Origin of the sequence: Streptomyces smaragdinus, from assembly GCF_009604385.1 — a bacterium.
Classification (GTDB): Bacteria; Actinomycetota; Actinomycetes; order Streptomycetales; family Streptomycetaceae; genus Streptomyces; species Streptomyces smaragdinus.
The window spans coordinates 47,240-68,539 of record NZ_WEGJ01000003.1; the positions used below are offsets into that span (position 1 = coordinate 47,240).

Genomic DNA, 21,300 nt, shown 5'->3' on the forward strand with positions numbered 1-21,300 from the left:
TGGTCGAGGTGCGCGGTCAGCTGCCCGACAGGGCGGCGGTGATACTCGCCGACGCCTCCTTGGCCGCTTCCTTGACCGGTTTGACGCCCGTGAGCACCTGTGTCTGGTAGGCCTTGATCGGGTTCAGCGGACGCAGGCCCTCCACGGCCGCCCAGTCCGGCGAGCTCGGCGCGGCACGGCCGTTGACGGCCGACTGCGCCATCATGCGCGTCACGGGGTCCTTGACCTCCCCGGCCAGGGTGGTCTTGTTCGGCGCGCAGCTCATGGCCTTGGAGAGCTCCATCTGCCAGTCCTCGCCGGTCATTTCCTTCATCACCTCGTACGCCTCGTCGCCGTGCTCCGAGGCCTTCGGGATGATCAGCTCCGAACCGCCGGTGAAGACCGTGCCCGTCTTGCCCGCCTTCTTCCCCGGGATGGGGAAGAACCCGAGCTTGTCCTCGAGCCGCGGGTTCGACGCGATGGCCTCGCCCGCCTGCCCCGGCACGCCGATGATCTGCGCGATGGGGAGGTTGGCGAACTGCTCGGTCTGCAGCGGGGTGGACTCGTCGGCGTCCTTCGGGCCGTTGCCGAGAGCCTGCAGCTGCTGGTAGAACTCCATGCCCCTGACGGCCTCCGCGCTGTCCAGGGCGCCGGACCAGTGGCCGTCGTCGCCCTGGACGGCGAGTTCGCCGCCCTCGTCCCAGATGAACCCGGAGAGCACGTACCAGTTCTGGCCGGCGAGATAGATCCCGTGCGTGCCCTTCTGGTTCAGCTGCTCCGTGACGGCGAGCCACTCGGCACGGGTTTTCGGCGGCTTGGTGATGCCGGCCGCCTTGAACATGTCCTTGCGGTAGATCACCACCCGGCTGGCCGCGTAGAAGGGCACGCCGAACTGCCTGCCGTCGAGCCGGCCCGGCTCGGCGAGACCGCGCAGCCACTCCTCGCCGCCGAGTTCGCCGACCTTGTCGCTCAGGTCGCGCACCTTGCCGCTGGCCGCGTACCCGGCCACCTGGGTGTTGCCGACCTCGATGAGGTCGGGCTGGTCGGCGGAACCACCGTCCAGCGCCTCGGCCACCGCCTCGCCGATGCCCGTCCACTCCTTGATACCGATGCTCAGCTTGACGCCGGGGTGGTCCGACTCGTACTCCTCACGGAAGTCCGTGACGTACTTGTTCGTCACACTGCCCTGCATCAGCCACACTCTTACGATCTTGTCGTCCTTCGGTACGAGCGGCATCGCACCCGTCGCGACCAGCGTTCCGGTTACGGCGACCAGCGCGACGACAAGAATCAGGAACACAACGCGGAATCGGCTTCGATCCCTGGCCCTCACCATGGACCCCCCAGGGTCTGACACTTTCGGAGCCAGAAACTTGGCATAGACCAATTACCGGCGTCAACGAAACCGTCGGTCACAATTGACACACAGTTCACACTGCGGCTCGTTATCTCATATCGCGGACACCGTTTCCCACCCGGGCCGTGACGCTTTCCCCCGGTTCGGGGGTGTACCTGGTGACACCCCCGGGCCGGGGGCTCGGTCCAGTGACCCCTTCGGCCGCGGGCGGCAGACTGGCCGGCGTACCGGCCGATCGGCGCCGGCGGCAGGGGAAGGGGTTCGGGATGTCGGTACGGAACTGGCTGTTGGCCGGGGTGCGGGGGCTGGGGCTGGCGGTCGTCGCGATCGCCGGGTCGGTGACGCTGTTCGTTCTCTCGGTGGTCTCGATCGCGCTGACCGTCATCGGCGTCGGCGCGATCACCACGCCCTGGGTGCTCACCGCCGTACGCGCCTGGGCGAACTGGCGGCGCTCGCTCGCCGCGCACTGGGGCGGCGTACGGATACCCGCCGTCTACCGCCCCTTCCCCGCCGACCTGACGCCCGGCCCCCTCGGCCACCCGCGCAAGACCGGGCTCATGCTCCGCGACCCGGCCACCTGGTGGGACCTGCGCTGGCTGGCCGTCGACATGACCGCCGGCTTCGTCACCGCGCTGCTGCCGGCGGTGCTCGTGTGCTACCCGGTGGAGGGCTACGTGATCGCCGCCGGCCTGTGGCGGGCGTTCTCGCACCACGGGGAGATCGGCTACTGGTACGGCTTCGTCCCGGTCAGCGGCCAGCTCTCCGCCCTGGGCGCCGCCCTCCTCGGCACGGTGCTGGCGCTGGTCGGCATGCGGATCAACCCGCTGCTGCTCACCGCCCACTTCCGGCTCGCCGGGGCCGTCATGGCGCCGCGGGAGGTGGCGCTGGCGGCCCGCGTCGAGGAGCTGACGGAGAGCCGCAGCGACGCCGTCGACACCTCCGCCGCGGAGCTGCGCCGCATCGAACGCGATCTGCACGACGGGGCGCAGGCGCGGCTCGTCGCCATGGGCATGAGCCTCGGCACGATCGAGGCGCTGATGGAGAGCGACCCCGCGCAGGCCAAGGCGATGCTGGCGCGGGCCCGCAGCGACTCCGCCGAGGCGCTGACGGAGCTGCGGGACCTGGTCCGCGGCATCCATCCCCCGGTCCTCGCCGAGCGCGGTCTGCCGGACGCGGTACGGGCCCTCGCGCTGCGTCTGCCGCTGCCGGTGGAGGTCACCGGGTCGCTCCCCGGGCGGGCACCGGCTCCCGTCGAGTCCGCGGCGTACTTCGGGGCCAGCGAGATCCTCACCAACGCCGTCAAGCACTCCGGGGCCTCGCGGCTGTGGGTGGACCTGTCGTACGACGGGGGCGCGCTGCGGCTGTCCGTCACCGACAACGGCCGCGGCGGGGCCGATCCCGCGGGGTCCGGGCTGCGGGGGGTCGAGCGGCGGCTCGGTACATTCGACGGGGTCATGGCCGTCAGCAGTCCCGCGGGCGGTCCCACGATGGTCACGATGGAGATTCCGTGCGCGTTGTCCTCGCCGAAGACCTCTTCCTCCTCCGCGACGGACTCGTGAGGCTGCTGGAGGCGCACGGGTTCACCGTCGTGGCGGCGGTGGACAACGGGCCGGAGCTGTCCCGGGCGTTGTCCACCGCCGACCTCGACGTCGCGGTCGTGGACGTACGGCTCCCGCCGTCGTTCACGGACGAGGGGCTGCAGTGCGCGCTGGCCGCCCGTGCGGCCCGGCCGGGGCTGCCTGTGCTCGTGCTGTCGCAGCACGTGGAGCAGCTGTACGCGCGGGAGTTGCTGGCGGACGGGTCGGGGGGTGTCGGGTATCTGCTGAAGGACCGCGTCTTCGACGCCGCGCAGTTCGTCGACGCGGTGCGGCGGGTGGCCGCCGGGGGGACGGCGATGGATCCCCAGGTCATCTCGCAGCTGGTGGCCCGGCGGGCGGCGCAGGACCGGCCGATCTCGCGGCTGACGCCGCGGGAGAAGGAGGTGATGGAGCTGATGGCTCAGGGGCGGTCCAACGCGGCCATCGCGTCCCATCTGGTCGTGACGGAGCGGGCGGTGGCGAAGCACACGTCGAACATCTTCGGCAAGCTGGGGCTGCCGCCGTCGGACGACGACAACCGCCGCGTGCTGGCGGTTCTGGCGTATCTCGACCAGGGGGCGAGCTGACGCTCCCCGCACACCCTCTGTCGGGGCTGCGCCCCTCGGCCTCAAACGCCGGCCGGGCTGGAGGGTGGCGTTTTGCGCCGATAGTCGCAGGCTGACAGCACGGAGAACGCTCGCTTCGGCGCGACGGGCAGCCGAGAGCGAGAAGCGCTCCCCATCCGGCCTCGCCGGCGGCCAAGAGCGCAAAGAACTCCCTATCCAGCCCGGCCGGCGTTTGAGGCCGAGGCGCGCAGCGCCGACTGCCCGGCCGGCGGCCGAGAGCGCGAAGCACCCCCCTCCAGCCCGGGCGGCGTTTGAGGCCGGAGAGGCACAGCCCCGACCAGGGGGTCCGGGGGCGGAGCCCCCGGAACGGTGACTTACCCGGGGTTCACTCGTTAGCCGTACGTGGATGTCATCGCCACCCCTCCCCCCGTCGACCTCCCCCAGGCCGAGGCCGCGCTCATAGCGAACTACCCCCGGCTGGCGAGGATCGCCTACCTCACGCTGCCGGCCGGCCTGGGCCGCCCCCGCCGTGTGCTGACCGCCCACGCCCTCGTGCAGCGCGCCCTCCCCCGCGGAGGGACCGGCCAGGTCCCGCGGCAGCGCCAGGAGGACGAGCGGGACCCGGGGTACGCCTATCTGCGCCTCCGCGTGCTCGCGGGGGCGCTGGCGCAGGACACCCCCCGCAGACCGTTCGGGCTGCCGAAGCGTGCCCAGCTTCCCCCGGGGCTTCCCCGGGTGTGGGGGCTGCGGCTCTTCCCCCGCTCCGGCGGCTCGGACGAACTCGCCCTGGACCACACCCTCGCCGCGCTCCCCACGAGCGCCCGCGCCGCCTTCGTGCTGCGCGCCCTCGAGGACCTCCCCGACCGGGACGTCCGCCGCCTGCTCGGCGCCGCCGGGGCCACCGACGCCCGCGCCGCCATCGCGACGGCCGCCGCCACCGAGGCCCCCGCGGACCTCAAGCAGCTCCTCCTCTCCCCCGAGTTCGACCCCTGCACCCTGCAGGCCCGCCCCACCGACCTGATGCGCCGCCGCCAGCACACCCGCGCCGCCCTCGCCGCCGCCGCGGCGCTGGCCGCCTGCGGGGCGCTGCTGGGCCTCCCCGGGAATCTGCTCGGCGGCCCGGAGGACGCCGCCGCCCCGGCCTACGCGCAGAACGAGTTCGCGCGGGCCGCGCTGGAGCCCGGGCGGCTGCTGCGCGCCGGGCTCGACGACTGGCGCCGCGCCTCCCGCCCCGACTTCGCCGCCTGGCCCGCCCGCGGCTCCCGCACCGACGACACCGCGCTGCTCTCCCGGGCGCTGCGCGTCTGGGCCCGGCCCAGCACCGACGTACACCTGTCGACGACGCCCGGCACCCCGGCGGGCCCGCCGGCCGGTCCGCCGCAGCTGCTGTACGCGGGGGACGTGAGCGGCGTGACCGTGGTGGTGTTCCACGACGCGCTGCGCATCGTGCGGTACGCGGAGCCCCGGGGGCACGCGGCGGCGCAGGTGGCGCTGGACTTCGCCCGTACGGACGGCGCGGACGCGGCGTCGGCGACGGCCCTGGTGATCCAGCGCGTCGACGACAACGTCCGCTATCTGACCGCCCCCTGGGTCTCCGGCGTCGCGGTCCGCGACCTGCTGCGCCCCGGGGCGCCGGCGAAGCGCGTGGACCGGGGACCGGACGGGGTGACGGAGCTGGTGGACACGCCGGCGACGGCGCGGGAGTGCGGCCGGTGGTCGGCGCTGGAGTTCCGGATGCGGGCCGCCGCGGGCGTGCCGGCGCAGCTGGCCACGGACCTCGGCGAGCTGACCCCGGCGAGCCTGTCGTACGGCTCCCCTGACGGCCCGGCGCCGGTGGCCGGCGCCCCCGCGCGGACGGCGTGGGCGCGTACGGCGTGCGCCCTCGGCCGGCTGCGGGGCACGGGTGTACGCCAGGTCAACGCCTGGACGTTCGCCGACCAGGACCTCCCCGAGGGCGCGGGCACCGCGGCGTGGATCTGCACCCGGGCGGAGACCTGGCGGGGCTCGGGGGCGCAGGTGCTGGCGCAGTTCCGGCCGCCGAACGGCGAGCAGGCGGCGATCGCGGCCCGGGCCACGGACACCACCGCGTGCGGGGCGCGGGCGCCGCGGGCGCTGGCGGGCGTGCTGTGGCAGTCGGCGTCGGGCAGCTGGTACGTACTGGCGGCGGGCAGCCGCGGCGTCACGTCGGTCGCGGCGACGGGCGGCGTCCACGGCTCGGCCGACGGCCGCTATCTGGCGCTCCCGGCCGCGAAGGGCGCCCGCGCGGAGCTGACGGCCCGTACGGCGGACGGCACGGAGCTGACGGGCGTGGGGTAGCGCGCCGGGCGCCTACGCGTGCGACATCCCGAACGACACCAGGAACCCCGTCACCGTCACCAGCCCCGTCAGCAGATGGGCCTCCTCGTACGCCTCCGGGATCATCGTGTCCGCGATCATCGCCAGGATCGCCCCCGCCGCCACCGCGGTGATCACCGCCAGCGCCGTCCCCGACGCGTCGCCCAGCAGCAGGAAGCCCGCCAGCGCCGCGAGCCCGCTGACGGCCGCGATGGACCCCCACAGCCCGAAGACGTACGCCGTCGGCCGGCCCGCGCGCCGCATCCCGGCCGCGCTGGACAGGCCCTCCGGGACGTTGCTGATGAACACCGCGGCGACCGTCGCCCAGCTCACCCCTCCCCCGCCGATGAGGCTCGCGCCGATCACCACGGACTCGGGGATGCCGTCGAGCGCCGCGCCCAGCGCGATCGCCGTGCCGGAGCCCGACACGTCCTCCTCCGACGGCTGGCGTCCGGGGGCGGAGCGCTTGCGGTGGCGGGCGCCGCGCCGGGCGAGGAGGGCGTTGGCCCCCGTGTAGACGGCCGCGCCGCCGAAGGCGCCCAGCGACGTGGGGATCAGCCCGCCCTTCTCGTGGGCCTCCGCGATGAGCTCGAACGCCATCGCGGAGATGAGCACTCCGGACCCGAAGGCCATCACGAGCGCGACGACCGTCGCCCCCAGCGGCCGCAGGTACCCCACGGCCGCCCCCAGCACCAGGGCCAGTCCGGCGACCAGCCCCCACCCCCCGGCCTGCAACGCTTCCACCCGTACCCCCTGTTGTCCGACGCCGGCCGCCCCAGCGTAGAGCGCGCCCGCGAAGGACCCCGTCCACCCCGTATCCTGCGGGGCAGACACGCGAGGTGAAGGAACCGTATGGCTCAGCAGCCGCCCTCCCGGGCCAAGGCACCCGCGACCGCGAGGCTCGCCGACATCGCGGCCCAGGCGGGGGTCAGCGAGGCGACGGTCAGCCGCGTGCTCAACGGCAAGCCGGGGGTGGCCGCGGCCACCCGCCAGTCCGTCCTCGCCGCGCTGGACGTGCTCGGCTACGAGCGTCCCGTACGGCTGCGCCAGCGCAGCGCGGGCCTCATCGGGCTCATCATCCCCGAGCTGGACAACCCCATCTTCCCCGCGTTCGCCCAGGTCATCGGGCAGGCCCTGACGCGTCAGGGCTTCACGCCGGTGCTCGCGACGCAGTCGCCGGGCGGGTCGACGGAGGACGAGCTGACGGAGATGCTCGTCGACCGCGGCGTGGACGGCATCGTGTTCGTGTCCGGGCTGCACGCGGACACCTCGGCGGACATGGGCCGCTACGAGCGACTGCGCGGCCAGGGTGTCCCGTTCGTCCTCATCAACGGCTTCTCCCCGAAGGTCCGCGCCCCGTTCGTCTCCCCGGACGACCGGGACGCGATGCGGCTGGCCGTCACCCATCTGGGTTCACTCGGCCACCGCCGGATCGGACTGGCCCTGGGGCCGCGCCGGTTCGTTCCCGTACAGCGCAAGGTCGAGGGGTTCCTCGCCGCGATGAAGGACTCCTTCGGGCTGACGGCGCAGCAGACGGAGGAGTTCGTCGAGCACTCGCTGTACACGCTGGAGGGCGGTCAGGCCGCGGCGGCGGCGCTGCTGGACCGGGACTGCACGGCGATCGTCTGCGCCAGCGACATGATGGCGCTGGGCGCCATCCGGGCCGCCCGCCAGCGCGGACTGTCCGTGCCGGCGCGGGTGTCGGTGGTCGGCTTCGACGACTCGCCGCTCATAGCGTTCACCGATCCGCCGCTGACCACGATCCGCCAGCCGGTGACGGCGATGGGCCAGGCGGCGGTGCGGGCCCTGCTGGAGGAGATCGCCGGCACCCCCGCGCCGCACAGCGAGTTCGTCTTCCACCCGGAGCTGGTGGTCCGGGGGTCGACCGCGTCGGCGCCGGCCGATCCGCCCACAACGGACGTATCCCGTCCTGAGGGATGATCCGGGGATCACGGCACGTCTGGCACACTATGTCCCTATGGGCGCGTCGTATTCGCGGGATTTTGCACCCCGCCCGGGAGAGATCGCGAGGACCCTGGAGGACCGGCGGGCCGACGCGCGGGAGAAGACCCCGCTCCTGGCGCGGCTGCGTTCGCCGCGGCCGCCGCGGCTGTGGTTCGAGATCATGCTGGTGGCGGTCTGCTACTGGACGTACTCCCTGATCCGTAACTCCGCCCCGCTCCAGGAGCGGGCGGCGATGCGGCACGCGGACGAGATCTGGGGGCTGCAGCAGGATCTGGGGCTGGCCTTCGAGCAGTCGCTCAACCACGCGGTCGACGGCGTCGCCTGGCTGGTCGTCCCGATGAACTACTACTACGCGACCCTGCACTTCATCGTGACGATCGGCGTGCTGGTGTGGCTCTACCGCAGCCACCCCGGGCGCTATGCGGCGACCCGCTTCGCGCTCTTCGCGGCGACCGGGGTCGCGCTCTTCGGCTACTACTTCTATCCGCTGGCCCCGCCGCGGCTGATGCACGGCGTCGCCTTCGTCGACACGGTAAGGGTGCACGAGACGTGGGGGTCCCTCGCGTCGGGGAATCTGGCGAGCGTGTCGAACCAGTACGCCGCCATGCCGTCGATGCACATCGGCTGGGCGCTGTGGTGCGGGATCGTCGTCGTGATGCTGGCGCGGCCGGTGTGGGCGCGGGTGCTCGGGGCGTTGTATCCGGTGGCGACGCTGTTCGTGATCGTGGGGACGGCGAACCACTTCTGGATGGACGCCGTGGGCGGGATGGTGTGCCTGGCGTTCGGGTTCGGGGTGTCGTACCTCTGGTACGGCGCGAGCGCGTTCCGGCTGCCGCGCCGGGTGGCGGTGGGCGGATCGGTCTGATCAGTCCTTGGCCGGGGGCGACGCGCGGCGGCGGCGTACGTACAGCACGCCCGCGATGCCGACGGCCAGGGCGGCGACGGCGCTGATCGTCATGTACGCCCGGTTCCCCCGCCAGAACGGCCGGCTGACCGGTGCGGAGGAGGTGCTGCAGGTGAGCGCCCGGCCGTGGTCCGGTGCCCGGACGCACACCGTGGTCTCCAGCCGGGGCGGGCCGCCGGTCTTGTCGTCGGCGGGGGACGCGAGCCGGACGGTGCGGCCCGCGGCGAGGTCGTGGCCGTCGAGGTCCCCGACGCGGCCGGTGGTCGTCAGCGAGCGGACGGCGCGGGCGGGCAGCGGGACGCGCCAGACGACCTCGCGGCCGGTGACCTCGGCGGCGGGGCGGGCGGAGACGTGGCGCAGCGGGGCGGGGAGCAGCTGGGTGACGATGGTGCGGGGCAGGGGCTCGGCGGTGCGGTTGCGGACGGTGATGGTGTACGTGGTGACCTCGCCGGCGGCGAGCTCCGGGTCGGGGTTGGTGACCCGGACGGCGACCGGGGGGCGGTCGTTCCCGTCGTCCTCCGCCAGCGCGGCCGTCTGACCCGCCGTGATCGCGCCGAGCAGCACGGCCAGCGCGGCGGCTGTGGTGCGGGGCGCGTGCATGGTCCCGGTCTATCAGCCCGTAACGACCCGGCGAAGGCGGACAGACCGGACGGGTGATCCGAAGCGCCCGGTCGGACTATCAGTGAGGCTCAGTCTTCGTAGAACACCCGATCGACCACAGCCCGGGCGTGTCGGGTGGCGCGCCGGTACTCCTCCAGCATGTCGCCGACGTGGCCGGGGCCGTAGCCCAGATAGCGGGCGACGGCGCTCAGTTCGCGGCCCTCGGCGGGGAAGGTGTCGCCGGGGCGGCCGCGGACCAGCATCACGGCGTTGCGCACCCGGGAGGCGAGCAGCCAGGCCTCGTCGAGCACCTGGGCGTCGTCGGCGCCGAGGAGGTCCGCCTCGCGGGCGGCGGCCAGGGCCGGGCGGGTGCGGGTGGTGCGCAGGCCGGGGACTTCGGCGCCGTGGCGCAGCTGGAGGAGCTGGACGGTCCACTCGACGTCGGAGAGCCCGCCGCGGCCGAGTTTGGCGTGCATGGACGGGTCGGCGCCGCGCGGGAGGCGTTCGGCCTCCATCCGGGCCTTGAGGCGGCGGATCTCGCGGACGTCCTTGTCGGACAGGCCGTCCGCGGGGTAGCGCAGGGGGTCGACGAGCTCGGTGAAGCGCCGGCCGAGGTCCTCGTCGCCGGCCATGGGCTCGGCCCGGAGCAGGGCGTGGCGCTCCCAGACCAGGGCCCAGCGGCGGTAGTAGGCCTCGTACGAGACGAGGGTGCGGACCAGGGGGCCGCTCTTGCCCTCGGGGCGCAGGTCGGCGTCGATGAGCAGCGGCGGGTCGGCGGTGGGGAGCTGGAGGAGCCGGCGCAGTTCGTTGGCGACGGCGAACGCGGCCTTCGCGGCCTCCTCCGGGTCGCTGCCCTCGCGGGGTTCGTGGACGAACAGGACGTCGGCGTCGGAGCCGTAGCCGAGTTCGTGTCCGCCGAAGCGGCCCATGCCGATGACGGCGAACCGGGTGGGCAGGGTCTCACCCCAGCGGGACTGCACGGCGGCGCGCAGGGTGCCGGCGATGGTGGCGGCGTTGATGTCGGTGACGGCCTGCCCGGTGCGGTCGATCGCGCGGGCGGTGTCCTCGCCGGCGTACGCGCCGATGAGGTCGGCGGCGGAGGTACGGAACAGCTCGCGCCGCCGCACCCCGCGCGCCGCGGCGACGGCGGACTCGGCGTCGGCGCCGTGCCGGTGGACGGCGGCCAGTATCTCCTGCTCGAGGTGGGCCCGGCCGCGGGGCTGGAGGCCCTGTTCGTCGCCGAGGAGGGACACCGCCTCGGGGGCGCGCAGCAGCAGGTCGGGGGCGAGGCGGCCGGCGGACAGCACCCGGGCGAGGTTCTCCGCGGCGGCGCCCTCGTCGCGCAGCAGCCGCAGGTACCAGGGGGTTTTGCCGAGGGCGTCGGACACCTTGCGGAAGTTGAGCAGTCCGGCGTCGGGGTCGGCGGAGTCCCCGAACCAGCCGAGGAGGACGGGCAGCAGCGTCCGCTGGATCGCGGCCTTGCGGCTCATCCCGGAGGTCAGGGCCTCCAGATGGCGCAGGGCGGCGGCGGGGTCGGCGTAGCCGAGGGCGACGAGGCGTTCGCGGGCGGCCTCGGGCGACAGATGGGCCTCGCCGGGGGCGAGCTGGGCGACGGCGTCCAGGAGCGGGCGGTAGAAGAGCTTCTCGTGCAGCCGGCGCACCTCGAACGCGTGCCGCCGCCAGGCCTTGCGCAGTTCGGCGACGGAGTCGCTGCCGTAGCCCAGGGAGCGGCCGAGGCGGCGCAGTTCGGGTTCGCTGTCGGGCAGCAGATGGGTGCGGCGCAGCCGGTGCAGCTGGATGTGGTGCTCCATGGAGCGCAGGAAGCGGTACGCGGCGTCCATGGCGGCGGCGTCGGCCCGGCCCACGTAGCCGCCGGCGGCCAGGGACGTGAGGGCGGAGAGGGTGGTGGCGCTGCGCAGGGTGTCGTCGGTGCGGCCGTGCACGAGCTGGAGCAGCTGGACGGAGAACTCCACGTCCCGCAGTCCGCCGGGGCCGAGCTTCAGCTCCCGCTCGACCTGGCCCTTGGGGATGGCCTCGACGACCCGGCGGCGCATCTGCTGGACGTCGGTGACGAAGTGGTCGCGCTCGGCGGCCTGCCACACCAGGGGGGCGACGGCCTCGTGGTACTGCCGGCCGAGCTCCGCGTCGCCGGCGACGGGGCGGGCCTTGAGCAGCGCCTGGAACTCCCAGGTCTTCGCCCAGCGCCCGTAGTAGGCCAGATGGGAGGAGAGCGTACGGACCAGGGGGCCGTTGCGGCCCTCGGGGCGGAGGTTGGCGTCGACGGGCCAGATGGTGCCCTCGGCGGTGGTGTCGGCGCACACCCGCATCATCCGGGCGGCGAGCCGGGTCGCCGCCTGCACGGCCTTGCCCTCGTCGGTGTCGCCGCGGGGTTCGGCGACGAAGATGACGTCGACGTCGGAGACGTAGTTGAGCTCGTGGCCGCCGCACTTGCCCATGCCGATGACGGCGAGGCGGCAGGCCCTGGCGTCGTCGGGCTGCTCCTCGGCGGCGATCTCCAGGGCGGCGCGCAGGGTGGCGGTGGCGAGGTCGGCGAGCTCGGCGGCGACCTGGACGACGTCGGTGGTGCCGCAGACGTCGCGGGCGGCGATGCCGAGGAGGGCGCGGCGGTAGGCGACGCGCAGGGCGTCGGGGCGCGACAGGCCGCCGCCGCGCTCGCCCCAGACGCCCTCGGCGAGCTGCTGCTCGAACTCGTCGGTGGTGGGGTGCAGATCGGCGGACTCGTAGCCCGCCAGGGACTCCCACTCGCCGGGGTGGCGGGCGAGATGGTCGCCGAACGCCTCCGAGGCGCCGAGGACGCCCAGCAGGCGGTCGCGCAGCGGTTTGGCGGCGATCAGCGTGGCGAGCAGGGCGCCGCGTCCCTCCGGCTCCAGGGCTTCCGCCAGCCGGGTGAGAGCCAGCAGCGCCTGGTCGGGGTCGGCGGTGGCGCCGAGGGCGTCGAGCAGGACGGGGTCACCGCGCACCTCGGCGAGCGCCGGGCCGGTCAGCAGCCGTTCGGCGGCGGCGGGGTCGGTGAACCCCAGCCGCACCAGCCGGCTGAAGGCACTGCTGCGACGTCCCTGCGGCGACGACATCCCACCTCCGGTCCGATCCGCCCCGGTCGGCCGGGCCCGTTCCCGAGGGTAGCCCCTGACCGGTCGCGGGTCCTCACGTCGCGCGGCGATTCGACGCGGCGCCGCCCCCGGCGACGGTGAGGGTGCACCGGCCGTCGTCGCAGGAGCGCCGCAGCCGGCCCCGGGACACGGTCTGCAGCAGCCCGACCGTCCAGCACATCGGGCAGCCGCGCAGCGCGAGCAGTCCGACGGGCAGCAGGAGGAGGCTGACCGGGCCGGTGACCGGCAGCAGCGCGAGCGCCCCGGCGAGCCCGCCGAATCCCACGGCGCCGCGCGCCAGATGCCGGGGCAGCGAGGCGCTGGAGAAGTCGCGGGTGTCCGGTGAGCTCACCGTCCCTCCCCTCCCGCCCGCAGGGTGTGCCGGACCGCCGTCCGGGCTCGGTGCAGCCGGGACTTCATCGCGGCCGTGCCGATGCCCAGCGCGGCGGCGACCGCCCGGCCGCTGTGGCCCTGGAGGTCCCGCATGATCAGCACCCGGCGCTGGTCGGGCGGCAGGGCGGCGATCGCCGCGGCCACCCGGCCGGCGTCCAGCCGCCGCAGCGCCTCGTCCTCGGCGGAGTCGGCGGCGGTCTCCGGGCCGGCGTCCTCCAGCGGCGTACGGTCGCGTGCGGCGGTCCGGATCCGCCGCAGGCACTCGTTGCGGACGATACGGAACATCCACGACGCCAGCGCCCCGGAGGCCCGCAGCATCCCGACCTTGCGGTACAGGATGATCAGGGCCTCCTGCGCCGCGTCCTCGGCGTCCTCCGGCGTCGCGCACAGCGAGCGGGCCAGGCGCCGCACATTGGGGTGCGAGCCCGACACCAGTGCGGACAGGGAGTCGGGGTCGCCGCGCCGGGCGGCGGCGACGAGGTGTTCCTCCGGCCAGACGGTGTCAGCCACGACGCCCCCGCTTCACGACCAGCACACAGGTGCACAGCAGCACGACACCCACGACGACGGCGATTCCTGCGATCACGGCAACCTCCAGGTCCTGTCCCGGCGTTCGGATCGCCGGGACAGGTATGAGAGGCACGGGCCGCCCGAAAGGATTCGCGGACGGCTACAGCACGGGCAGGCTCTTGCGCAGCTCGAACGCGGTGACCTCGGAGCGGTACTCCTCCCACTCCTGCTTCTTGTTGCGGAGGAAGAACGCGAAGACGTGCTCGCCCAGGGTCTCCGCGACGATCTCGCTGTGCTCCATCAGGGAGATCGCCTCGCCGAGGTTCTGCGGCAGGGGCTGGATGCCCATGGCGCGGCGCTCGGCGTCGGTGAGGGCCCAGACGTCGTCCTCGGCGCCGGGCGGGAGTTCGTACCCCTCCTCCACGCCCTTCAGGCCCGCCGCCAGCAGCACCGAGTACGCCAGATACGGGTTGCAGCCGGCGTCCAGGGAGCGGACCTCGATCCGCGAGGAGCCCGTTTTGCCGGGCTTGTAGAGCGGGACGCGGACCAGGGCGGAGCGGTTGTTGTGGCCCCAGCAGATGTACGAGGGGGCCTCGCCGCCGGCGCCCGCGGTGCGCTGGGAGCCGCCCCAGATGCGCTTGTAGGAGTTGACCCACTGGTTGGTGACCGCGGAGATCTCGGCGGCGTGGGTGAGCAGGCCGGCGATGAAGGAGCGGCCGACCTTGGAGAGCTGGTACTCGGCGCCCGACTCGTGGAAGGCGTTGCGGTCGCCCTCGAAGAGGGACAGATGGGTGTGCATGCCGGAGCCGGGGTGCTCGGAGAAGGGCTTGGGCATGAACGTCGCCTGTACGCCCTGTTCGAGGGCGACCTGCTTCATGACCAGGCGGAACGTCATGATGTTGTCGGCGGTGGAGAGCGCGTCCGCGTACCGCAGGTCGATTTCCTGCTGGCCGGGGGCGCCCTCGTGGTGGGAGAACTCCACCGAGATGCCCATCGACTCCAGCATGGTGATCGCCTGGCGGCGGAAGTCCATGCCGACGTTCTGCGGGGTGTGGTCGAAGTAGCCGGAGTTGTCGGCGGGGACCGGGGGGCGGCCGTCGACGGGCTTGTCCTTCAGCAGGAAGAACTCGATCTCCGGGTGGGTGTAGAAGGTGAAGCCCAGGTCGGAGGTGCGGGCCAGGATGCGCTTGAGGACGTAGCGCGGGTCGGCGTAGGACGGGGAGCCGTCCGGCATCAGGATGTCGCAGAACATCCGCGCGGTGCCCGGCGCCTCGGCGCGCCAGGGCAGGATCTGGAACGTGGACGGGTCCGGCTTGGCGATCATGTCGGACTCGTAGACGCGGGCGAAGCCCTCGATCGCCGAGCCGTCGAAGCCGATGCCCTCCTCGAACGCCTGCTCGAGCTCGGCGGGGGCGACGGCCACGGACTTCAGGAAGCCCAGCACATCCGTGAACCACAGCCGTACGAAGCGGATGTCGCGCTCCTCCAGGGTGCGGAGCACAAACTCCTGCTGCTTCTCCATGGTCCACATCCTTGCAGGTCAGAGGGCTGGTCACGCCCCTGGCGGGGTGCGTGCGGACACCAGTATCACGGTACGGAATTAACGGCGCGTTTCGGGAGGGGCCAGCCGCCCGGACGAACCGTCACTGCCATTGTGGGATACGTCTCACCCGGGCGCCGAGGTGGGGGCCGTCCGGCTCACTCCGCCAGCGCCCCGCGGATCCGCTCGGCGGTCTCGGCAGCCTGTACGTCGTCCGCGTACGTGGTGCGCGGCCAGAAGAACCCGCGCAGTCCGTCCTTGCGGTTGCGGGGTACGACGTGCACGTGCAGATGGGGTACGGACTGGCTGATCCGGTTGTTCATCGCCACGAACGTCCCCGCCGCCGCCATCCCCGTCTCGACCGCGCCGGCGATCCGCCGGACGACGGCGAAGAACGGGCCGACCTCCGCGGGCTCCAGATCGGTCAGGGTCTCGGCGTGCCGCCGGGGCACGACCAGCACATGGCCGGGGAAGAGCGGCCGGGCGTCGAGGAACGCGACGGCCGTCTCCCCCTCGTACACCCGGTGGGCGGGCGGCTCGCCGCCGGCGATGGCGCAGAAGACGCAGTCCACGGCACCAGTCAACCAGCGGCGGCTGCCGTCAGCGCGGCGGGCAGATGCAGCGCACGCGCCCGCAGTGCGGGCAAACGGGTACCAGCTGTTCCATACCGGTCGCCTTCCTCGGGATGGGCCCTCCCTTGAGGTGTTCCCGGTTTTGCGCGTCTCACCGTCACTTTCGAATGAAAGTGCTCTTGTTCGGGTCAGATTCGCGCAAGAACGCGCCGGAGCCGCCGGGCTTCGGCGGCCACGCGGGGCGGTTCGGTCAGGGCGGCGAGCTGTGCGAGGACGGGTGGCTCGTCGCCGCCGCCGGTGAGGGCGGCGCACTCCGCGGCGAGGGTCAGGACCGCGGGCAGGCCCCTGGTCGCGGGGTACGGCTCCAGCTCGTCCAGCAGGCGGACGGCCACCGTCCAGGTCTCGTGGGCGGCGCCCGCCCGGGCGGCGTCGCCGAGGGCGGGGAGGAAGCGGGTGGGGATGCCGACGCCTTCGAGCCACAGCCGGCCCAGCAGTTCGCCCAGCCGCTCCGCGTCGAGCCGGCCGTGGGCGGCGAGGGTGAGCAGGGCCTCGACGGCGGCGGCGCGATTGCCGGCGGGGGCCGCCGTCAGGCCGTACGCGAGGGCGAGATGGGTGACGGGTCCGCAGGGCCCGGTGGTGTACTCGGCGAGGTACGGCAGCAGCGTGTTCGCACGCCGGCCGGTCTCCCTCCCGGCGTCCATGGACAGACGGGGGATCGCGTGGGCCGCGACGAGGTCGGGGTGGGCCGGGGCGACGAGGGGCCACAGGACGCCGAGGAGACCGCCCTCCCTGCCGTGGTTCCGGAAGCGGAACAGGGCGTCGGGGTCGGGCAGGTCTGCGAGGGTCGCCGCCAGTGAGCCCTCCTCGGGCTCGTCCCGCCGGGCGAACACCGGGACGAGATGGGCTCCGGCGACCCGCCGGTCGGCGTTCACGAGGGCGGCCTCGTGCTCCGTGTGACGCCGCAGCCGGAGCTTCGCGAGGACCGGCAGCCCGGGCCCGGTCCCGGGCAGGCCCGCCGCCTCGCGCAGGGCCGCGACCGTGCCCGCAGGGGTGCCCGCGGGGAGCCGGAGGAACGCCTGCTCCAGGTCGTCGGGCCAGGGGGCGGCCCCGGCGGTCGCGTACGCCGTCAGCCGACGGCGCAGGGCGTCGGGGTGTATCAGGCCGTCGGGATCGGTGGGGAACGCCAGCAGACAGGGGACGGGGTCGGTAGCGAGCCGGGAGGTCAGTTCGTACACGCGCCGGATCGGCACCAGGTCCAGGCAGTGATGTCCGTGTTCGGTGCCGGTCGCCAGGAAGTCCCGGGCACCGCTCCAGTGCGGCCGGGGACGGCCCGCCAGAGTCTCGATCAGACAGCCGAGGGCCCGCCGCAGATGGGAGTACGACAGGTGCTCCGTCTTCTCCGCGATCCTCCGGGAGGCCAGCGGCTCCAGCGCCTCCGCCGTCGCCGCCCGCTCGTACCAGGTCAGGGCGACGGCTGCCTGGAGGACTCGTTCGAACTCGAGGGGGTCGGTCAGGGCGCCGTCGACCAGCGCGGCGATCCCGGCGGCCAGCCGGACGGGCGTGTCGAGCTCGGGCGGCATCGCGCGGGCGGGGGCCGTCAGGGGGCTGGCCGAAGGCGGCTCGGGGGCGGCCGGGGAGCCGAAGACCGTACGGGCGTCCCCCTGCAGCGCTGCGTCCACCGTCTCGGCCGCCGCCCGCAGTTCGTCCCGTACCGCCGCGTCCGCGCCCCCGAGATGGCGGGCGGCCACCCTCAGCGCCCGCTCCTGCACGGTCACCGCCGGGTGTCCGAGGGCGAGCGCCACCGTCGCCAGGAGGGGGCCGAAGCGGGCGGGGTCGCGGCGCAGGGCCTTGTCCAGCAGCTTCAGCTGATCGGTGACGAGGGTCTTCTCCGTACGGGCCAGCACGGCACCGCACAGGTCGGCGAAGACGTCGCCGTCCAGCCTCCCGGCCGCGTCGAGCGCCTTCAGCGCCTTGTGCGCCCGGGTGGCGGCGGGCCCCGCTCCGTCGGCGGCGATCGACGCGTACATCCGGACCCGGGCGGCGGTCTCCTCGAGGGTGGGCGCGAGCCCGTCGTAGATCATCGTGAAGGCCTTCAGCGCGCCGGGGCGGTCACCGCGCAGCAGTCGGGCGAGGGTGCGGTCGAGGAGGTCGGCACGGTCCAGCCTGCCCTCGCGGGTGAGGACGACGAGCGCCTTGGGCCATTCGTTGTCCTCGCCGCGGTGATGGGCGTACGGCTCGGCGAGCAGCGCGCCCAGCCCGTCGAAGTCGAAGAGGCGCGGCACCAGTTCGGCCAGCCGCGGGCGGGTCCGCAGCCATTCCAGCAGGGAACCGAAGGGCTGCACGGCCGGCCCCAGACCCTGCTCCCCGAGCCATTCGTGGACGTCCCACTCCCAGCTCGTGGAGAGGTACCTGCGGCTCCCCCGGCGCACCCAGCCCGTCAGATATCCCTCGGTGACCGGGATGTCCGCCCCGGCCCGGACGGCGAGTCCCTCGGCGAGGTCCCAGACGTCCTGGCCCCGCCCGGCGGGCAGCCATTCGGTCAGGCGCACGGCCAGCTCCCGCTGCCACTCGAGGTCGCGGTGCGGCAGGAACAGCAGGGTCAGGAGCACCCGCTCACGGGTCCCGGGCGACTGGTCGCCGAAGGCCGCCGGCCGGAACAGCTCGAGCTGATCGCGGTCCGTGAGCCACCGCAGCGCCTCCCGCGGCGTCCCGGCGGCCAGCACCCCCGCGACCTGCAGCGCGGGCAGCTGCGACCGGGACGACTCGCGGTCGGCGCGAAGCTCACGGCGCAGCGCCTCCAACGGCGCCCGCAGCGCCCGCAGTTCCTCCGGCGGCACGTCCCGGAGCCGCTCGATCACCGCGAGCGGCCCCCGCCCGGCGATCAGCGCCCGCAGCTCCGCCCACTCCACCCCGCCGACGGAAACCCCGCCGCTCCCGATCTCCATGGCGCCAACGTAGCCCCCGGCACCGACAACGACGGGGGACGGCGAGAGGCCGCCCGCACCCCCTCGCCGTCCGCGCGGAGCGCGGGCGGGGGGATACGGACGGCCTCCGACGGGGCCGGTGGGATCAGCGCGCCGCCGCGAGCGTCAGCGCGATGTCGATGATCATGTCCTCCTGGCCGCCGACCAGCCGCCGCCGGCCGCACTCCATCAGGATGTCGCGCACGTCGACCTCGTAGCGCTCGCCGGCGATCTCCGCGTGCCGCAGGAAGCTGGAGTAGACGCCCGCGTAGCCGAGGGTGAGGGTCTCGCGGTCCACCCGGACCGGGCGGTCCTGCAGCGGACGGACGATGTCGTCGGCCGCGTCCTGCAGCTTGAACAGGTCGCAGTTGTGCTTGAAGTCCGACAGGTTCGCCACCGCGACGAACGCCTCGATCGGGCAGTTGCCGGCGCCCGCGCCGTGCCCGGCGAGGGAGGCGTCGACCCGGCGGACGCCGTTCTCCACCGCGACCACCGAGTTGGCGACCGACAGGGAGAGGTTCTCGTGGGCGTGGATGCCGATCTCGGTCTCCGCGTCCAGGACGTCGCGGTACGCGCGGACCCGGGCGGTGACGTCGTTCATCGTCAGCCGGCCGCCGGAGTCGGTGACGTACACGCAGTGCGCGCCGTAGGACTCCATCAGCTTGGCCTGCCCGGCCAGTTCGGCGGGCTCGGCCATGTGGGAGAGCATCAGGAAGCCGGAGACGTCCATGCCCATCTCGCGGGCGGCCTTGATGTGCTGGGCGGAGATGTCCGCCTCGGTGCAGTGGGTGGCCACGCGCACGGAGCGCACCCCGAGGTCGTACGCGCGCTCCAGCTCCTCGATGGTGCCGACGCCCGGCAGCAGCAGGGTGGTGAGGCGGGCGTTCCTGACGACCGACGCGGCCGCCTCGATCCACTCCCAGTCGGTGTTCGAGCCGGGGCCGTAGTTGACGGAGCCGCCGGCGAGGCCGTCGCCGTGGGCGACCTCGATGGCGTCGACGCCGGCCTCGTCGAGCGCGGTCACGATGCGCTTGACGTCGTCGGGGGTGATGCGGTGCCGGACGGCGTGCATGCCGTCCCGGAGGGTGACGTCCTGGACGAAGACGGGGGTGCTCACTTCGCGGCCTCCTTGCCGGCGGCGATCTTCTCGGCCATCTGCACGGCGGCCGAGGTCATGATGTCGAGGTTCCCGGCGTACGCGGGGAGGTACATCCCGGCGCCCTCCACCTGGAGGAAGACCGACACCTGGTGGGTCGGGCGGGGCCGGGAGGGGTCGGCGAGGAGGGTCTCGACCGGCTGGTCGGCGGGGATCTCGGTGATCTGCACGTCCTGGACCTTGCGGTAGCCGGGGACGTACGCGGAGACCTCGGCGACCATCTTCTCGACGGACTCGGCGATCTGCTCCTTGACCGTCTCGCCGTCGTCGCCCTCGGGCAGGTTGACCAGGGCGAACACGGTGTCGCGCATCATCAGGGGCGGCTCGGCCGGGTTCAGGATGATGATGGCCTTGCCGCGCTCGGCGCCGCCGACCTTCACGATCGCCGAGGACGTCGTCTCGGTGAACTCGTCGATGTTGGCCCGGGTGCCGGGACCGGCGGACTTCGAGGCGATGGAGGCGACGATCTCGGCGTACGCGACGGGGACGACGCGGCTGATCGCGGCGACGACCGGGATGGTGGCCTGGCCGCCGCAGGTGACCATGTTGACGTTCGGCGCGTCGAGGTGCTCCCCGAGGTTCACGGCCGGGATGACGTACGGGCCGATCGCGGCCGGCGTCAGGTCGATCATCCGGATGCCGAGGGGGCGCAGCTTCTCGTCGTTGTGCTTGTGCGCGCCGGCCGAGGTGGCGTCGAAGACGATGCCGATCTCGTCGATCTGCGGGGACTTCAGCAGTCCGTCGACGCCCTCGTGGGTGGTCTCGAAGCCGAAGCGGGCGGCGCGGGCCAGGCCCTCGGAGGCGGGGTCGATGCCGACCATGACGCCCATCTCGAGGTGCTCGGCGGTACGCATGATCTTGATCATGAGGTCGGTGCCGATGTTGCCCGACCCGATGACGGCGACCTTCGTCTTGCTCATCGTCATTCCTGTTCGCTGAAGGTGACCGACACCTGGCCGAGGCCGGTGACGGTGGCGTGGACGGCGGCGCCGGGCGCCACGGGGCGCATCGGGCCGAGGGCGCCGGAAAGGACGACCTGCCCGGCGCGCAGCGGCGAGCCCAGGTCGCGGGCGGTCCGGGCGAGCCAGACCACGGCCTCGACGGGGTCGCCCAGGCAGGCGGCGCCGGTGCCGGTGGAGACGGTCTCGCCGTCGACGGTCATCTCCATCTCGGCGGCGACGGGGTCGAAGCCGGAGAGGGGGACGCGCCGCGTGCCGAGGACGTAGGCGCCGGCGGAGGCGTTGTCGGCGACGGTGTCGCCGAAGCTGATGTCCCAGCCGGCGACGCGGCTGCCGCAGATCTCGAGGGCGGCGACGGCATAGTCCACGGCCTCGCTGACCTGGGCGTGGTCCAGGGGGCCCGCGTCCAGGTCGGCCTTGAGCACGAACGCGATCTCGGCCTCGACCCGGGGCTGCAGGACGGCGCCGGCGGGCACGGCGGCGCCGTCGGCGTACTCCATGTCGTCGTAGAGGATGCCGAAGTCGGGCCGGTCGACGCCCAGCTGCTGCTGGACGGCGGCGGAGGTCAGGCCGATCTTGCGGCCGACGACGTTCGCGCCGGCGGCGATCCGCTCGGCGGCGAGCAGGCTCTGCACGGCGTACGCGGCGTCGATGTCGTCGCGGCCGATCAGGTCGCGCACGGGCGCGGCGGGCACGCCGGTGGCGGCGGCCTCGCGGAGCCGGGCCGCGGCGGCGGCGATGCTGTCGGTGCCGACAGCGGGCTGGGTCTGGGGCATGCATCCAATCTGGGGCACGGTCCGGGAGAGATCCACGGG

The 21,300-nt window shown here is 73.7% G+C and carries 17 protein-coding genes; 5 read left to right on the forward strand and 12 right to left on the reverse strand.

Annotated features, from left to right (window positions below):
• Positions 1-16 precede the first annotated feature (16 nt).
• Positions 17-1,315, reverse strand: coding sequence for an extracellular solute-binding protein (locus tag SRB5_RS06370; RefSeq protein ID WP_153450472.1), 1,299 nt, complete (start codon positions 1,313-1,315; stop codon positions 17-19).
• Between the two features lie 287 nt (positions 1,316-1,602).
• Between SRB5_RS06370 and SRB5_RS06375 the strand changes: the two genes are divergently transcribed.
• From SRB5_RS06375 to SRB5_RS06385, 3 genes are all read left to right on the forward strand, one after another.
• Positions 1,603-2,895 carry a sensor histidine kinase gene (locus tag SRB5_RS06375; protein WP_153450473.1) on the forward strand — a complete coding sequence of 431 codons (1,293 nt, stop codon included), beginning with the start codon at positions 1,603-1,605 and terminating at the stop codon, positions 2,893-2,895.
• Positions 2,844-3,500, forward strand: a complete 657-nt coding sequence (locus tag SRB5_RS06380; protein WP_323377167.1) for a response regulator transcription factor — start codon at positions 2,844-2,846, stop codon at positions 3,498-3,500. The genes SRB5_RS06375 and SRB5_RS06380 overlap by 52 nt, the downstream gene beginning before the upstream one ends.
• A gap of 381 nt (positions 3,501-3,881) precedes the next feature.
• Positions 3,882-5,795: a hypothetical protein gene (locus tag SRB5_RS06385; RefSeq protein ID WP_323377168.1), complete on the forward strand. Its 1,914-nt coding sequence runs from the start codon at positions 3,882-3,884 to the stop codon at positions 5,793-5,795.
• Positions 5,796-5,807: 12 nt separating this feature from the next.
• On the opposite strand, the gene SRB5_RS06390 is transcribed toward SRB5_RS06385, so the two are convergent.
• Positions 5,808-6,557: a ZIP family metal transporter gene (locus SRB5_RS06390; protein WP_323377169.1), complete on the reverse strand. Its 750-nt coding sequence runs from the start codon at positions 6,555-6,557 to the stop codon at positions 5,808-5,810.
• A gap of 108 nt (positions 6,558-6,665) precedes the next feature.
• Here SRB5_RS06390 and SRB5_RS06395 point away from each other — a divergent pair, with 108 nt between their 5' ends.
• Positions 6,666-7,754 (forward strand): LacI family DNA-binding transcriptional regulator, encoded by a 1,089-nt coding sequence (locus tag SRB5_RS06395; protein ID WP_153450474.1) that lies wholly within the window; start codon positions 6,666-6,668, stop codon positions 7,752-7,754.
• A 37-nt stretch (positions 7,755-7,791) separates the two neighbouring features.
• The gene (locus tag SRB5_RS06400) at positions 7,792-8,643 is read left to right on the forward strand and encodes a phosphatase PAP2 family protein (RefSeq protein WP_153450475.1); all 852 of its coding nucleotides are present in this window, start codon (positions 7,792-7,794) and stop codon (positions 8,641-8,643) included.
• On the opposite strand, the gene SRB5_RS06405 is transcribed toward SRB5_RS06400, so the two are convergent.
• The 10 genes from SRB5_RS06405 to SRB5_RS06450 form a co-directional block, all read right to left on the reverse strand.
• Entirely contained in the window at positions 8,644-9,282 is a 639-nt protein-coding gene (locus SRB5_RS06405; RefSeq protein ID WP_153450476.1) for a DUF11 domain-containing protein, read from the reverse strand.
• Positions 9,283-9,371: 89 nt separating this feature from the next.
• A complete protein-coding gene (locus SRB5_RS06410; RefSeq protein ID WP_153450477.1) occupies positions 9,372-12,374 on the reverse strand; it encodes a bifunctional [glutamine synthetase] adenylyltransferase/[glutamine synthetase]-adenylyl-L-tyrosine phosphorylase in 3,003 nt (1,000 codons plus the stop codon).
• Positions 12,375-12,447: 73 nt separating this feature from the next.
• Positions 12,448-12,744, reverse strand: coding sequence for a hypothetical protein (locus SRB5_RS06415; protein ID WP_323377170.1), 297 nt, complete (start codon positions 12,742-12,744; stop codon positions 12,448-12,450).
• The gene (locus SRB5_RS06420) at positions 12,741-13,295 is read right to left on the reverse strand and encodes an RNA polymerase sigma factor (RefSeq protein WP_323377171.1); all 555 of its coding nucleotides are present in this window, start codon (positions 13,293-13,295) and stop codon (positions 12,741-12,743) included. Before SRB5_RS06420 ends, SRB5_RS06415 begins: the two co-directional genes overlap by 4 nt.
• A gap of 160 nt (positions 13,296-13,455) precedes the next feature.
• Positions 13,456-14,817 carry a glutamine synthetase family protein gene (locus tag SRB5_RS06425; protein ID WP_153450478.1) on the reverse strand — a complete coding sequence of 454 codons (1,362 nt, stop codon included), beginning with the start codon at positions 14,815-14,817 and terminating at the stop codon, positions 13,456-13,458.
• Positions 14,818-14,993: 176 nt separating this feature from the next.
• Positions 14,994-15,407 (reverse strand): HIT family protein, encoded by a 414-nt coding sequence (locus tag SRB5_RS06430; RefSeq protein WP_323377172.1) that lies wholly within the window; start codon positions 15,405-15,407, stop codon positions 14,994-14,996.
• A 188-nt stretch (positions 15,408-15,595) separates the two neighbouring features.
• Entirely contained in the window at positions 15,596-18,352 is a 2,757-nt protein-coding gene (locus SRB5_RS06435; protein WP_153450480.1) for a DUF6493 family protein, read from the reverse strand.
• A 124-nt stretch (positions 18,353-18,476) separates the two neighbouring features.
• Entirely contained in the window at positions 18,477-19,487 is a 1,011-nt protein-coding gene (dmpG, locus tag SRB5_RS06440; RefSeq protein ID WP_323377173.1) for a 4-hydroxy-2-oxovalerate aldolase, read from the reverse strand.
• Positions 19,484-20,446 carry an acetaldehyde dehydrogenase (acetylating) gene (locus SRB5_RS06445; RefSeq protein WP_153450481.1) on the reverse strand — a complete coding sequence of 321 codons (963 nt, stop codon included), beginning with the start codon at positions 20,444-20,446 and terminating at the stop codon, positions 19,484-19,486. Before SRB5_RS06445 ends, dmpG begins: the two co-directional genes overlap by 4 nt.
• Before the next feature lie 2 nt (positions 20,447-20,448).
• Positions 20,449-21,261: a 2-keto-4-pentenoate hydratase gene (locus SRB5_RS06450; RefSeq protein WP_153450482.1), complete on the reverse strand. Its 813-nt coding sequence runs from the start codon at positions 21,259-21,261 to the stop codon at positions 20,449-20,451.
• Between the last annotated feature and the right edge of the window lie 39 nt (positions 21,262-21,300).

Bases quoted from the DNA above. Each gene is read 5' to 3' on its own strand.
- SRB5_RS06445 (WP_153450481.1), bottom strand. From the start codon at position 20,446: ATGAGCAAGACGAAGGTCGCCGTCATCGGGTCGGGCAACATCGGCACC.
- SRB5_RS06400 (WP_153450475.1), top strand. From the start codon at position 7,792: ATGGGCGCGTCGTATTCGCGGGATTTTGCACCCCGCCCGGGAGAGATC.
- SRB5_RS06425 (WP_153450478.1), bottom strand. From the start codon at position 14,817: ATGGAGAAGCAGCAGGAGTTTGTGCTCCGCACCCTGGAGGAGCGCGAC.
- SRB5_RS06375 (WP_153450473.1), top strand. From the start codon at position 1,603: ATGTCGGTACGGAACTGGCTGTTGGCCGGGGTGCGGGGGCTGGGGCTG.
- SRB5_RS06405 (WP_153450476.1), bottom strand. From the start codon at position 9,282: ATGCACGCGCCCCGCACCACAGCCGCCGCGCTGGCCGTGCTGCTCGGC.
- SRB5_RS06395 (WP_153450474.1), top strand. From the start codon at position 6,666: ATGGCTCAGCAGCCGCCCTCCCGGGCCAAGGCACCCGCGACCGCGAGG.
- SRB5_RS06435 (WP_153450480.1), bottom strand. From the start codon at position 18,352: ATGGAGATCGGGAGCGGCGGGGTTTCCGTCGGCGGGGTGGAGTGGGCG.
- SRB5_RS06450 (WP_153450482.1), bottom strand. From the start codon at position 21,261: ATGCCCCAGACCCAGCCCGCTGTCGGCACCGACAGCATCGCCGCCGCC.
- SRB5_RS06370 (WP_153450472.1), bottom strand. From the start codon at position 1,315: ATGGTGAGGGCCAGGGATCGAAGCCGATTCCGCGTTGTGTTCCTGATT.
- SRB5_RS06410 (WP_153450477.1), bottom strand. From the start codon at position 12,374: ATGTCGTCGCCGCAGGGACGTCGCAGCAGTGCCTTCAGCCGGCTGGTG.